We start from the raw sequence: 12,804 nt of genomic DNA on the forward strand, positions 1-12,804 counted from the left end.
ACTCGCATGAGCGACCTGCTCTCTATCGGCGCTTCGGGCGTCCGCGCATATCAGACCGCGCTGACCGCCGTTGGTGAGAATATCGCCAATGTCGGAACAGAAGGCTATTCGCGCCGGACGATCACGATGCAGGAGATTTCGCCGGCCGCAGGGCTCGCGGCGAACAAGGTCTCCGCAGGCGCGGGCGTCATGGTGGTGGGCATCGCGCGTGCCACCGACGTCTATGCCAGCGCTGCCGTGCGCGCGGCCACCGCCGACCTGTCCCGCACTACGACCGGCGCGACCTGGCTCAGTCGGATCGAGGGCGCGATGACCGGCGACCAGGTCCAGACCCGGCTGACATCCTTCTTTACCGCCGCGCGCACGCTGGCGGCAGAGCCGACCTCGACCGCACTGCGCGCCACGATGCTGGAAACCGCGCGCTCGACCGCGACCGCGTTCACTGCGACCGATTCGGCCTTCGATCAGATCAACGCCGACTTCGATGGCCAGGCGCGGCAGGCCGCGCATGATTTGTCGTCGCTCGCCACCTCGCTGGTCCGCGTCAATGACGGGCTGGGCCGAACCCAGCCCGGCACCGCGGCAGCGGCGCAGCTGGCCGATCAGCGCGACCAGATCCTGACCCAGATGAGCGCGCTGTCCGACATCACCAGCACGACCGATGAACTCGGCCGCGCGACGGTGCGGCTGGGCGACCGGGCCGGCCCGATCCTGGCCGCGACCGACACCACCGGCTCCGTCACCTATCAGCGTGGAGCCGATGGCGGCGTGTCGTTTCATGTCGCCTTGCAGGGGCAGATCAGCGATTTCGTGCCCGGTGGTGGCGCGATGGCGGGGATGCTGGACGGGGCCGAGCGGATCAACGCGACGCGCGGTGCCTTCAACCAGGTCGCCAAGAGCTTCGTCGAGACGGTCAACGGTCTCCAGGCTGCCGGGCAGGATCTGAACGGCAATACCGGCCCGGCGATGTTCGGTCTGACCGCCGGGACCGCGCAGATGAGCCTGTTGCTGACCGATGGTTCGACGATCGCGGCAGCGCGGGGCAATCAGGGTTCGCGCAATTCCGACAATCTCGATGCGCTCGAAACCGCGCGCGGATCGAACGGCTTTGAACTCAAGCTGACGCAAATCATCACCGACAATGCGACCACGCTGAAACAACGCCAGACCGTCGCCGACGCGCAGACGGCGATCAGCGACGGGGCCAGGGCGACGCTGTCGGCCGCATCGGGCATCACCCTCGATTCGGAGGCGGTGACGCTGATGCGCTTTCAGCAGGCCTATTCCGCCACGAGCCGGGTGATTCAGGCCGCACGCGAAACCTTCCAATCCATTCTCGAGCTCCGGTAACGGTCATGCAGATTTCCACCAGCGTCTTTTACGACACCGCCTCGCGGCGGATGACCGCGCTGACCGGCAAGGCGAATGCGTTGCAGGTCCAGATTTCGACCGGCAAGAAGCTGACGAACCCGTCGGACGATGCCGCCGCCGCCGCCCAGGTCGCCGAGTTCGATCGCCGCGACGCCGACGATGTGGTCTACAAGACCAATCTGACGCTTGCGGGCTCGTTGCTGCAACAGGCCGACACCACGCTCGGCCAGATCGGCAACCAGGTGCAAAAGGCGCTGGAATTGACCACCCAGGCGGCCAATGGCACGCTGTCCGATGCCAATCGGGCCAGTGTTGGCGACCAGCTGGCCTCGATCCGCGACGCGCTGGTCGGCCTCGCCAATTCCAAGGATGCGCGCGGTCTGCCGCTGTTCGGCGCGGCGGCGGGCACCGATGCGGTGACCATGACGAATGGCCGGTACAGCTATTCGCAGGCCAATGTGTCCGAAATTCCGATCGCCGACGGCCAGACGGTTGATGTCTCGGTCGGTGCGGACCGCGTGTTCAAGGCAGGGGCGAACGACGATACGCTGAACGTCCTCAACACGCTCGTCACGGCTTTGAAGACGGGCGGCAGCGATGTCGGCGCGACGATCAAGGATGCGATGGACAAGCTGCACGCAGCCAACGACAATGTCGCGACCGTGCAGGCGTCGGTCGGCGCGCGCGAGGCGCGGGTCGAGTTGCAGCAGGGGCTGCAACAGGCGGCCAGCACCGACCGGGCGCAGCTCCGCTCTAGCATCGAGGATGCAGATCCCGTCGCCACCATCACCCAGTTGCAACAGACGATGACGGTCCTTCAGGCGACCCAGGCCAGTTTCACCAAGCTGACCAGCCTGTCGTTGTTCGATTATCTGAAATGATCGCGTCCGGGCGTGAAGCCCGGTAACTCTATTTTGACCTTACGCGTCTAGGCCGGTGATCCGACAGGCGCTGAAGCCGGTCTTCGGGAGTTTCGGTTCACCATGTTTCCTGCCATTGGCCTCGTCATTTTGCTCGGCATGGTCTTCGGCGGCTTTGCCATTACCGGCGGTCAGCTGGGGCCGGTATTCCATGCGATCCCGCACGAAATGCTCATCATCGGCGGCGCGGCCGTCGGTGCGCTCGTCATCGGCAATTCCGGCAAGGAGCTGAAGGCGCTGGGCGGCGCGATGGGCAAGATCTTTAAGGGGCCGAAATACAAGAAGCAGGACTATCTGGACGTCATCTTCCTCGTCTCGAAGCTGATGAAGATGCTGCGCACCGAAGGTCCGATCGCGCTGGAGCCGCATGTCGAGGATCCGAAGTCCTCCTCGGTCTTCGCTGAATATCCCCGGCTCGTCGCCGACCATACGCTGGTCAACCTGATCGCCGACACGCTGCGTCTGGTCGTGGTGTCGTCGGGCACGCTCGACGTGCATGCGGTCGAGGAGGTCATGGACAACGCGATCAAGACCCATCACCACGAGGTCGAAGGGCCGCAGGGCACGCTGCAGAGTCTCGCCGACTCGCTGCCCGCGCTCGGCATCGTCGCCGCCGTGCTCGGCATCGTGAAGACCATGGGCTCGATCGACAAGCCGCCGAGCGTGCTGGGCGGCATGATCGGCTCGGCGCTGGTGGGCACCTTCATGGGCGTGTTGCTCGCATACGGTATCGTCAATCCGTTCGCGGGCCGCCTGAAGCAGGTGATCGACGCCGACGCCGCCATCTATCATGTCGTCAAGCAGATCATCATCGCCTCGCTCCATGGCCATCCGCAGCCGCTGGTCATCGAAGCCGCGCGCTCCGGGATCGCGCACAAGGATCAGCCTGGCTTTGCCGAGGTGTTCGACGGCCTGCGGGGTCGCTAAACCATGGCGCGCGCACCGCATGGCAAGAACGAGCCGCCCAAGATCGTCATCGTCAAGAAGATCATCGCCGATGGTCATGGCGGGCACCATGGCGGCGCGTGGAAGGTGGCCTATGCCGACTTCGTGACCGCGATGATGGCGTTCTTCCTGCTGCTCTGGCTGCTGGGCGCGACCACCGAGAAACAGCGCAAGGGCATCGCCGATTATTTCGCGCCGACCCTGATCGATACCAAGTCGACGGGCATCGGTGGCGGTGTGCTGAACGGCGGTCCTGGCGCGGGCCGCCAGCAAAGCGGCATAAGCGGTCGCATCCAGCTGATCGTACCCAAGGCGGCCGAGGATGGCGGCGACAAGGCAGGGACGGGCGACAAGGGCTCGCTGCGCAATCCCAATGCGGTGGCGCAGGACAAGAAGACTTTCGACGCGATTAAGCGCGAACTCCTCAAGAAGATGGACGTCACGCCCGAGCTCAAGAAGCTGGCGCAGCATGTCCGCTTCATCCCGACCCAGGAGGGCCTGCGCATCGACCTGGTCGACAATGCGGATTATTCGATGTTCGCGACCGGCACGACGACCTTGTCCCCGGCGGCGTCAGACCTGATCGGCACCATCGCCAAGACGGTTGCCGACGTGCCCAACACGATCATGATCCGCGGCCACACCGACAGCGTGCCCTATGGCGATCCGCGCGCGATGAACAATTGGCTGCTCTCGTCCAGCCGCGCCGAAGCGACTCGTCGGCGGCTGGCCATCGGTGGTCTGCCCGAGTCGCGGTTCGAGCGGATCGAGGGCGTGGCCGACCGCGAACCGATGATCGCGGGCAACCCTTCGGATCCGCGCAATCGCCGGGTGGCAATCACCCTTCTGTATCGCAAGGGCGTGTTCGGGCAGTGACGCTAAGGAATGTTTGGGGATGGCCCCCGAGCGTTCCTTGCCTCCACCATTTACTCGGGAATGGCGAAGATGCTGCCGTTTCGGGGATTAACGGCCTCGGCCCGTGCGCCCGACGGAAGATTCCCTTGGACAGGTCGCCGCCTATCCCCCCGCATGCGCTGACAAGTCCACCCCAGCAAAAAAGGGCCTGCTCGGCCATCATCCCCTGGGAGTTGGATGACGGCCGGGCAGGCCCTTTTGCGATGCTGATACCCGCTTATTCGGCGTTGGCGGCTGCTTCGCCCTTGCGCGGCTTGCGAGCGGCACCGGCGGCGTTGCGCGGCCCCGGCTTGCGGCCCAGGCCGATCTTCTTGGCCATCGCGCGGCGGCTTTCCGAATAGCTTTCGGCGACCATCGGATAATCCGGCTTCAGACCGTAACGCTCACGATATTCTTCCGGGGTCAGGCCATGGGTGGCCAGATGACGGCGCAGCGTCTTGTAAGGCTTGCCGTCGATCATCGAAACGATGTGATCCTTCGATGCCAGTGACTTGCGGACCGACACGGCCGGAACATATTCGGCGGGGGCCTCGACATCGTTCGCCTGCGGCGCACTGCCGAGAAGCGAAGACACCGTCTCGTGCATCTTGTGAAGGAAGGCTGGAACCTCTTCCGACGAGGTGCGGGTATTGGGATTGCCCAGCCACGCAATGGTCAGTTCAGTTGCCAGTTCTACGGCATTCACATCGATAGGGTCGTCGGCCATGATACGCTCCTGTTGTTTCCACGTGACCTAACGGTCCGTCGCCCGGCGTCAACCTTTGGAAGCAACATAGGATCAAATTTTATTGGTTTATGACTGATTTGATATTTGTGGGATGTTGAAGAACCTACCCGATCAATGCTCGTTTTTTCCGGAAAGATCAGAAGGATCCACCGAAAGTGCTAAGATAATCGGGAATTACGGCTGATTTCGATCAAGACGCGCTGCCTCGACACGTCGGTTGGAGCGGTAACGTCATGTCGATGAGGGCGAATGCAAAAAATGCAACTAAAATTGATGAGGTTGCATTTGTGTTAATCGTCTCTGCTGGACATAAGGATCGGGCCTTTCAGGCATCCTCTCCTAAAAAACTTTCAGGGCCGGTCTTGCGACCGGCCCTTTTTTTGGCTTGCTTCCGCAGCGCATCAGCCTAGGCTGCCCCATCGCCGCGCTTCAACTATAGAAATAAGCAGGAGTGGATGCCGCCGGGAAAACCGGCATCGCGCGTCGGTGCCGGGGGTTGAGCGACTGGTTCGCTCCCCCCGTTTTGCTTTCTACACTGGTTGGGAAAAATCCCATCGTCCCATAACGGAATCCCGCTTCGGGAGACTTACGTCTTCGACCTGTCGTCGGAGGGGGCAGGGCGATTGATGAACTGGTCGAGCGCCGAGAGCGCCATGCCGGCGAAGGCGGCGACGTCGGACACGCCCGAGCGCGTGGTGCCCTCGGTCTTCGGCGACTCGGGCGCTTCCGTCTTCGCCGAATCCGGCGCGGGAGTCGGTTCCTCCGCTGCCCGCCGCCCCGTTTCGCGCGCTAGCGCGGAGGCGGCGACGACCAGTCCGGTCGCCAACAATTGCCGCCCCGCCGGACTACGCGCCTGATCGAGCAGGGCCTGACCAAAGCGGTGTAGCGGCGAGGAACCTTGGGATGTGCCGGGTTGCTCGTCCAGCCTGGCCTTTTTCTGCTTTTTCTTGTGCTTCTTCTTGCCCATCGGCTTGGTCTCGCAACTTGTGTATGTCTGATGTAATACACATGGCGCGGCGTTCAAGCCATGGGCAGGCTCACCCGCCCAGCGCGCGCGCCCGGCGTCGCTGGACCGAACTGCCGATGCCCAGCGACTCGCGATATTTGGCGACCGTACGCCTGGCGATGTCAAAGCCCTTGGCCTGAAGCAGCTCGACCAACGTGTCGTCGGAGAGGATCTTGGCCCCCTCATTGGCGATCAGCGTCCGAATCGCGCTCTTCACTGCCTCCGCCGACACCGCATCGCCACCATCCGCCGCCGCGATGCCGCTGGTGAAAAAGAATTTCAGCTCGAACAGGCCGCGCGCGCAGCTCAGATATTTGTTGCTCGTCACCCGGCTGACCGTCGATTCGTGCATCCCGATCGCTTCTGCGACGCGGGCGAGGGTCAGCGGCTTCAGATGCGCAACGCCGTGGAGGAAGAACGCCTCCTGCTGCTTCACGATCTCGGTCGCGACGCGGATGATCGTCCGCTGCCGCTGGTCGAGCGCCTTCATCAGCCAGTTGGCGCTGGCGAGGCAATCGGCCAGCCACGCCTTGGATCCCTTGTCCTGCGGGCCGTGGCGAAGCTCCTGATAGTAGCGGCGGTTGACCAGCACCCGGGGCAGGGTGGCGGTGTTCAGCTCGATCCCCCATCCCGCCTTGGTCCGGCTGACGAACAGGTCGGGCACCACCGCGCGGGCGGGCTCGCCGCCATAGCGACAGCCGGGCTTGGGATCATAACCGCGCAGCTCGCGGATCATGTCCGCCATGTCCTCGTCATCGACGCCGCAGATCCGCTTCAACCGAGCCAGGTCGCCGCGTGCCAGCAGGTCCAGATTGGCGATCAGCTTGGCCATGCACGGATCGTAGCGATCGACCTCCTTGGCCTGCAGCGCCAGGCACTCGGCCAGATCGCGGGCGCCGACGCCGGTGGGGTCCAGGCTCTGTACGACCTTCAACACCGATTCGACCTTCGCGGGGGCCACCCCCAGCCGCTCGGCGATCTCGTCCAGCGACACGGTCAGATAGCCCGCCTCGTCCATCTGGTCGATGATATGCGCGGCGATGGTCAGGTCCATGCCCGACAGGATCAGCGCGACCTGTGCCTCTAGATGCTCGGCCAGATTGGGTGCGTCGTCGGGCAGCGAATCCCAGTCCGGCCCGTCCTCTCCGCCCAGGCCACCGCCGCTCGCCCCGTTCAGCGACAGGCCGCCGTCCGGCCCGGTGCCGCCATCGGCCACGCTGTCCTGTTGATGGCTCTCGGTCGCATAATCCAGGTCGAGGCCGCGATCCTCGGTGGGCGCGGTTCCGGCGACCAGTTCGTCTGCTCCGGCGGGGGCCTCGCGCTCGGGGCGTTCGGGGGTCGCGACCTCGCGCACGGCGCTGGCATCGAGCAGGGGGTTCTTCTCCACCTCCTCGGCGATGAACGCCTCGACCTCCAGATTCGACAGCGTCAGCAGCTTGATCGCCTGCTGAAGCTGTGGCGTCATCACCAGCGATTGCGACTGGCGGATGTCGAGGCGCGGCGCCAGGCTCACAGCATCATTCCTCCCCTGCAAGGGGAGGGGGACCATGCGAAGCATGGTGGAGGGGTGTCGCCCTTTCGATAGCGGGACACCCCTCCGTCAGCGCTTTGCGCTGCCACCTCCCCTTGCAGGGGAGGAATTGGGGCAAGATTCCTCCGCGCGTCCGCGCCCGCCGCGCCGGTCATGCCATCAGGTGCGGATCGACAGGCGCTGTTCATGCGGTCAGAGCGAGAAGCCCTCGCCCAGATACAGGCGGCGGACATTGGCGTCGGCGACCAGTTCCTCCGGCGATCCGCTGAACAGCACGCGGCCGTCATAGATGATGTAGGCGCGGTCGACGATGTCGAGCGTCTCGCGGACATTATGGTCGGTGATGAGCACGCCGATATCGCGCCGCTTCAGGTCCTTCACCAGATCGCGAATGTCCGCGATCGAGATCGGATCGATGCCCGCGAATGGCTCGTCGAGCAGCATGATCGACGGGTCGGCGGCCAGCGCGCGCGCGATCTCGGCGCGGCGACGCTCGCCACCCGACAGCGCCATGGCGGGCGCGGCACGCAGCCGGGTCAGGCCGAACTCCTCCAGTAGCTTGTCGAGCTTGCGCGCGCGCTCGGCCGGATCGGGCTCGGCCAGTTCCAGCACGGTCAGGATGTTCTTCTCGATCGACAGCCCGCGAAAGATCGAGGTTTCCTGCGGCAGATAACCCAGGCCCAGGATCGCGCGGCGATACATGGGCAGGCCGGTGATATCCTCGCCGTCCAGCATGATGCGGCCCGAGTCGGGCTTCACCAGCCCCATGACCGAATAGAAGCAGGTCGTCTTGCCCGCGCCATTGGGGCCGAGCAGCCCGATCACCTCGCCGCGCCCGACCGACACCGACACATCGGTCAGGACGACGCGCTTGTCATAGCTCTTGGCGATCGACACCACCTGAAGGCCGTTGGCGACCGGCGGCTCCGATACGGGAGCGGTGCGATGGCCCGGGCGCTGATCAGCCTCGCGAATCGGGGTTTCCATGTCCATCGGCACTGTTCTTCCCTTGACTGGTCAGACGTTAGCGCGGGCGTGGCACCCGCGTCACGCCTCAGTTGCGATCGGGGACCGAGAAGGTGCCCGTGACCCGGCCCGATGGCGCACGGCTGACGGTGCCGCCATTGCCCGACGTGGCGCCGCCCGCCACCGACGAGCCGTCGATCACCGCGCGGCCCGTATCCAGGTTGAGTGTCAACCGCCCGCCATTCACCGTGTTGCCGCCCTGAGTCAACGTGACGTTGCCCAGCATGGTGATGACCCGGCGATTGAGGTCGTAGATCGCATAGTTGCTGCGCGCGGTCTGGTCGGGCCGCTTGACGACGACGTTGCCCGACGCCTCGAACCGCGAGACCTGCGGCTTTCCGCCGATCACTTGGCCGGTATAGACGATGACCACCCGCGCCGCGGTCAGGGTCATCTCCGCCTGGCGTAACGAGACGTTGCCCGACAGGACGCCACGGTTCTGCTTGTCCTGCAACTCGATGACGTCGGCGCCGAAATCGACGGGCGCGCGACTGTCATGCTTGACCTGCGCGGCCGCGGAGGCTGCCAGAACGAGAAGGGCCGGAGCCGCGGCGGCGAAGAGCTTGTGCATGAGCGGCTATTTCGGGCTTTACGGCACGATGCGCAAGCGGGCGTTGCCTTCCAGCCGGACGGAGCGATTTTCCAGGTCCGCCCGCATCTTGTTCGCGCTGAAATTGCCCTGCGGTACGCGGCCGGTCACCGCACCGCCCGACACCAGCGTGCGTTGTTGCAGGTCGATGGTCGCGTTCTGCGTCTGAAGGTCGTATCCGCCCGCCGACTTGAAATCGAGCGGCCCGTCCAGCTGCACCTGTTCGGTGCGCATGTCGTAGCGGCCCGAATTGGCGCTGACCGTGGCCGGGCCGTCCGACAGGCGGATCGCGGCGGACAGCTTGTTGAGCTGTACGACCGGCTCGGCGGAACTGCGCTGGATCGCCGACCCCGCGTCGAGCGAGAAGGGCTGTCCCTTGTCGTCGACGCCGCGATATTGTGCGGCCTGGATCTTCAGTCGTTCCTTGGCGACCTCGACCTTCTTCTTGTCGAGCACGAACGACACCTCGTTCGAGGCATAGATGGGCGCCATCACCAGGAACGCGGTCAATACGCCGATCGCGCTGGGCAGCATCCAGCGCGCCACCGTCACGAAACGGTCGTGGCGGCTGCCGGGTGCCGCCCAGATCTGGCGCCGGGTACGGACGCGGTCGGCGATCTCGGACATGATGGCTCCTTACGCGACGCGGGTTCAGGCGTGGGCGAAGATATCGACCTCGGGCCAGCCCGCCAGATCCAGCTCGGCGCGGGCGGGAAGGAAATCGAAACAGGCCTGCGCCAGTTCCATCCGGCCTTCCCGCTCCAGCCGCTTGTCGAGTTCGACCTTCATGCGGTGAAGGTAACGCACGTCCGACGCGGCATATTCGCGCTGCGCTTCGGTGAGTTCGGGCGCCCCCCAGTCCGACGATTGCTGCGCCTTGGACAGCTCGACGCCGAGCAGCTCGCGGACCAGCTCCTTCAGGCCGTGGCGGTCGGTATAGGTGCGGATCAGGCGCGACGCGATCTTGGTGCAATAGACGGGGGCCGCAACGACACCGAGATAATGGCGGATCGCGGCGATATCGAACCGTCCGAAATGATAGAGCTTCAGCCGCGCCGGATCGGCGAGCAGCGCGCGAAGGTTGGGCGCGGCATAGTCGCTATCGGGGGCGAAGCGGACCAGATGTTCGTCCGGGCCGCCGTCGGACAACTGGACGACGCACAGCCGGTCGCGCGGGGTGATGAGGCCCATCGTCTCGGTATCGACGGCGATCGCGGCACCAGCTGCGAACAGATCGGCGGGAATGTCTTCTTCGTGCAGATGAACGGTCATGACGCCTGCCCTAGCGGCGGCGGCGAAAAGCCTCAACCGCGATCGGGCGCGACGGTGAGAAAAGACGCGGGGGGCGGGCCATATGATTCGGCGTCTTTTACAAAGATGTTGTGGAGTTTTGGCCACAATTCCGACGTAATCTGCCTCGTTCGCGCCAAAGCGAGACGGGCTCGCACGATTTCGTTCGCGATGCCTGTCCTTCTGCGTTATGGATCGCCACTAGGCGCAAAAGGTTTGGCGCCAAAAGATCCGCGCTCTTCGTCCGGCGCACGGTTCTTGAGGACAGGATTTGCGGGCGAACCGGGAAGACGAACAGGGCTTATGAGTTTCGATAGAGGTAGCCGGGGCAATCGCGGCTCGCGTGGCCGCGACAAGCGGGACAATTTCGGCGGCGGCGATGAAGGCGGCTTTGGCGGCGGCTTCGGTGGCGGTGATCGCTTCGGCGGCGGCGGCGGCTTCGGCGGCGGTTTCGGTGGCGGCGACCGCTTCGGCGGTGGTGGCGATCGCGGCGGTTTCGGCGGCGGTGACCGTGGCGGTTTCGGCGGCGGCGGCGGCGGTGGCTTCCGTAGCGGCGGCGGTGGCGGCTTCGGCGGCGGTCGTGGCGGCGGCGGTATGCCCCCCCAGGTCGTTGGTGAAGGCACGGGTGTCGTCAAGTTTTTCAACGCGCAGAAGGGCTTTGGCTTCGTCGTGCGCGATGACGGCGGCGAAGACGTGTTTGTTCACATCTCGGCGGTCGAGCAGGCGGGTCTGGCCGGCCTGGCCGAGGGCCAGCCGCTCGGCTTCACCCTGGTCGATCGCGGCGGCCGCATCTCGGCCACCGAGCTGAAGATCGAGGGCGAGCCGCTTCCGGTTCAGGATCGCGCTCCGCGCGAACCGCGTGAAGGCGGCTTCGGCGGCGACCGTGATCGCGGCCCGCGCGGCGGTGCCGCCGGTGGTTTCGGCGGCGCTCCGCAGCGTCAGCTGACCGGTGAGAAGGCGACCGGCACGGTCAAGTTCTTCAATGCGATGAAGGGCTTCGGCTTCATTCAGCGCGACGACGGACAGCCCGATGCGTTCGTGCATATCTCGGCCGTCGAACGCGCCGGCATGGGCTCGCTGAACGAGGGCGATCGCCTGTCGTTCGAGATCGAGGTCGATCGTCGCGGCAAGTACGCAGCGGTCAACCTGCAGAACGAGGGCTGATCCCCCTCGGCTAAATAAGCCATCCCTTTTCGGGCGACAGGGTCCGGCGTTGCAGCGATGCGACGCCGGGCCTTTTCGTTTTCTGGGGTGTTATTGGCGGTTGCTCGCAGGCGGTGGCGTATCGCGATGGTCGAGCGGCATTGTTGCGCGACTCCGCAGGCATCGGCCCTGATCAATGGCCACCACGGTCCGTTTTGGCTCGATACGATGATGGGGTGGCGCGGGCTGTCCGTTTTTTCGTCGGGCATTCTCGTTCGATCCTGCGTCGCGTCGCCCAGCGTCGGGCGACATCGCTCGCGCCAGGAACCGGGATTCGCCGCGACGATCCGGTCTTCCCCGCCACACAGCGGCCCGGCTAAGCTGACATTCAATGCCGCCCCCGTCCTCCATCACCAACGTCCTGTTCGTCTGCAGCCAGAACCGTCTGCGCAGCCCCACGGCCGAGCAGATCTTCGCGTCGCGCCGCGATCTGGAAGTCTCGTCAGCGGGCACGAACAACGATGCCGAAAATCCCCTGACTGCCGAACTGGTGTCCTGGGCCGACGTCATCGTCGTCATGGAGAAGACTCACCGGACCAAGGTTCAGCAGCGGTTTCGCAAGGCCTTGAACGGCAAGCGGATGATCTGTCTGGATATCCCCGACGACTATGCCTTCATGGACCCGGCATTGATTGAGTTGCTGCACGCTCGACTGGCGCGGCATTTTCCTGGCGAGTGACGGGGGCAATCGCGTCCATGCGGAGCACCCGGTATGATATCGTGGCTGAAGACTATCCTGTCCCGTACGCGACCCGTGTCGCGGACGCGTGGTCGGCCGCCGATCCTGCCGGAGGGGGCGGCGGAGCAACGCTATGCGGCTTTGGCCGATCATTGGGCATTGGCCGAACCCAAATTCTACACACCCGCCCATGACGAGGACGGCATTACGGCGCTGGAGATGCGATATGGCATTCGTCTGCCGCCGGAATTCCGCGCCTATCTGTCGATCGCGGCTCCGCGCCACCAGTTCATGGACAACGAAACCATAAGCTGGTGGTCGGTGCGTGACATAAAGTCCCTAGCGGAAGAATGCGCCAGTTGGGAACCCGGATGGGGCGGGGATGCGGTCGAGGCCGAGCAGCACGGCTATCTGGTCTTTGCGGACTACCTGATTTGGTGCTGGGCATGGGCGATATGTTGTGTGGAGGGGCCGCATTATGGACGAATCGCGGTGATTCGTGGCAGTCCGCCCGATACTTTCGTCGCCGACGATCTGAGCGCGTTTATCGGCATGGCCCTGCACGATGATCCCCGAATCCACTGACAGGCGGCCGCCCCATA

Annotated in this window: 14 protein-coding genes; 7 read left to right on the forward strand and 7 right to left on the reverse strand. The window is 64.7% G+C overall.

What is annotated here, in order from left to right; genetic code table 11:
• Nucleotides 1-6: 6 nt before the first annotated feature.
• From flgK to GGR45_RS00530, 4 genes are all read left to right on the forward strand, one after another.
• Nucleotides 7-1,350 carry a flagellar hook-associated protein FlgK gene (gene flgK, locus GGR45_RS00515; RefSeq protein ID WP_175313319.1) on the forward strand — a complete coding sequence of 448 codons (1,344 nt, stop codon included), beginning with the start codon at nt 7-9 and terminating at the stop codon, nt 1,348-1,350.
• Between the two features lie 5 nt (nt 1,351-1,355).
• Nucleotides 1,356-2,252 (forward strand): flagellar hook-associated protein FlgL, encoded by an 897-nt coding sequence (gene flgL, locus GGR45_RS00520; RefSeq protein WP_175313321.1) that lies wholly within the window; start codon nt 1,356-1,358, stop codon nt 2,250-2,252.
• Nucleotides 2,253-2,354: 102 nt separating this feature from the next.
• The gene (motA, locus tag GGR45_RS00525; RefSeq protein ID WP_007406209.1) at nt 2,355-3,218 is read left to right on the forward strand and encodes a flagellar motor stator protein MotA; all 864 of its coding nucleotides are present in this window, start codon (nt 2,355-2,357) and stop codon (nt 3,216-3,218) included.
• Between the two features lie 3 nt (nt 3,219-3,221).
• Nucleotides 3,222-4,112, forward strand: coding sequence for a flagellar motor protein MotB (locus GGR45_RS00530; RefSeq protein WP_175313323.1), 891 nt, complete (start codon nt 3,222-3,224; stop codon nt 4,110-4,112).
• A gap of 256 nt (nt 4,113-4,368) precedes the next feature.
• Here the strand turns inward: GGR45_RS00530 and GGR45_RS00535 are convergent, their stop codons facing one another.
• From GGR45_RS00535 to GGR45_RS00565, 7 genes are all read right to left on the reverse strand, one after another.
• A complete protein-coding gene (locus tag GGR45_RS00535) occupies nt 4,369-4,857 on the reverse strand; it encodes a Ros/MucR family transcriptional regulator (protein ID WP_175313325.1) in 489 nt (162 codons plus the stop codon).
• Nucleotides 4,858-5,464: 607 nt separating this feature from the next.
• Nucleotides 5,465-5,845 carry a hypothetical protein gene (locus GGR45_RS00540; protein ID WP_175313327.1) on the reverse strand — a complete coding sequence of 127 codons (381 nt, stop codon included), beginning with the start codon at nt 5,843-5,845 and terminating at the stop codon, nt 5,465-5,467.
• A 70-nt stretch (nt 5,846-5,915) separates the two neighbouring features.
• A complete protein-coding gene (rpoN, locus tag GGR45_RS00545) occupies nt 5,916-7,397 on the reverse strand; it encodes an RNA polymerase factor sigma-54 (protein WP_175313329.1) in 1,482 nt (493 codons plus the stop codon).
• 210 nt (nt 7,398-7,607) lie between these two features.
• Nucleotides 7,608-8,408, reverse strand: a complete 801-nt coding sequence (gene lptB, locus GGR45_RS00550; protein ID WP_175313331.1) for an LPS export ABC transporter ATP-binding protein — start codon at nt 8,406-8,408, stop codon at nt 7,608-7,610.
• Between the two features lie 61 nt (nt 8,409-8,469).
• Entirely contained in the window at nt 8,470-9,012 is a 543-nt protein-coding gene (locus tag GGR45_RS00555) for an LptA/OstA family protein (protein ID WP_175313333.1), read from the reverse strand.
• A gap of 18 nt (nt 9,013-9,030) precedes the next feature.
• Entirely contained in the window at nt 9,031-9,657 is a 627-nt protein-coding gene (gene lptC / locus GGR45_RS00560; protein ID WP_175313335.1) for an LPS export ABC transporter periplasmic protein LptC, read from the reverse strand.
• A gap of 24 nt (nt 9,658-9,681) precedes the next feature.
• Nucleotides 9,682-10,302, reverse strand: coding sequence for a ribonuclease D (locus GGR45_RS00565; RefSeq protein WP_175313337.1), 621 nt, complete (start codon nt 10,300-10,302; stop codon nt 9,682-9,684).
• A gap of 321 nt (nt 10,303-10,623) precedes the next feature.
• Between GGR45_RS00565 and GGR45_RS19780 the strand changes: the two genes are divergently transcribed.
• From GGR45_RS19780 to GGR45_RS00580, 3 genes are all read left to right on the forward strand, one after another.
• On the forward strand, nt 10,624-11,484 hold the full coding sequence (locus GGR45_RS19780; protein WP_175313339.1) for a cold-shock protein: 861 nt from the start codon (nt 10,624-10,626) through the stop codon (nt 11,482-11,484).
• 370 nt (nt 11,485-11,854) lie between these two features.
• On the forward strand, nt 11,855-12,202 hold the full coding sequence (locus GGR45_RS00575; RefSeq protein WP_217498116.1) for a low molecular weight protein tyrosine phosphatase family protein: 348 nt from the start codon (nt 11,855-11,857) through the stop codon (nt 12,200-12,202).
• A 33-nt stretch (nt 12,203-12,235) separates the two neighbouring features.
• Nucleotides 12,236-12,787 carry an SMI1/KNR4 family protein gene (locus GGR45_RS00580; protein WP_175313341.1) on the forward strand — a complete coding sequence of 184 codons (552 nt, stop codon included), beginning with the start codon at nt 12,236-12,238 and terminating at the stop codon, nt 12,785-12,787.
• The last annotated feature ends 17 nt before the right edge of the window (nt 12,788-12,804 follow it).

It is taken from the genome of Sphingomonas zeae, from assembly GCF_014197135.1.
Lineage (GTDB): Bacteria > Pseudomonadota > Alphaproteobacteria > Sphingomonadales > Sphingomonadaceae > Sphingomonas > Sphingomonas zeae.

Coding starts and splice junctions, on each gene's coding strand:
- flgK (WP_175313319.1), top strand. CDS start 7: ATGAGCGACCTGCTCTCTATCGGCGCTTCGGGCGTCCGCGCATATCAG.
- flgL (WP_175313321.1), top strand. CDS start 1,356: ATGCAGATTTCCACCAGCGTCTTTTACGACACCGCCTCGCGGCGGATG.
- motA (WP_007406209.1), top strand. CDS start 2,355: ATGTTTCCTGCCATTGGCCTCGTCATTTTGCTCGGCATGGTCTTCGGC.
- GGR45_RS00530 (WP_175313323.1), top strand. CDS start 3,222: ATGGCGCGCGCACCGCATGGCAAGAACGAGCCGCCCAAGATCGTCATC.
- GGR45_RS00535 (WP_175313325.1), bottom strand. CDS start 4,857: ATGGCCGACGACCCTATCGATGTGAATGCCGTAGAACTGGCAACTGAA.
- GGR45_RS00540 (WP_175313327.1), bottom strand. CDS start 5,845: ATGGGCAAGAAGAAGCACAAGAAAAAGCAGAAAAAGGCCAGGCTGGAC.
- lptB (WP_175313331.1), bottom strand. CDS start 8,408: ATGGACATGGAAACCCCGATTCGCGAGGCTGATCAGCGCCCGGGCCAT.
- GGR45_RS00555 (WP_175313333.1), bottom strand. CDS start 9,012: ATGCACAAGCTCTTCGCCGCCGCGGCTCCGGCCCTTCTCGTTCTGGCA.
- lptC (WP_175313335.1), bottom strand. CDS start 9,657: ATGTCCGAGATCGCCGACCGCGTCCGTACCCGGCGCCAGATCTGGGCG.
- GGR45_RS00565 (WP_175313337.1), bottom strand. CDS start 10,302: ATGACCGTTCATCTGCACGAAGAAGACATTCCCGCCGATCTGTTCGCA.
- GGR45_RS19780 (WP_175313339.1), top strand. CDS start 10,624: ATGAGTTTCGATAGAGGTAGCCGGGGCAATCGCGGCTCGCGTGGCCGC.
- GGR45_RS00575 (WP_217498116.1), top strand. CDS start 11,855: ATGCCGCCCCCGTCCTCCATCACCAACGTCCTGTTCGTCTGCAGCCAG.
- GGR45_RS00580 (WP_175313341.1), top strand. CDS start 12,236: ATGATATCGTGGCTGAAGACTATCCTGTCCCGTACGCGACCCGTGTCG.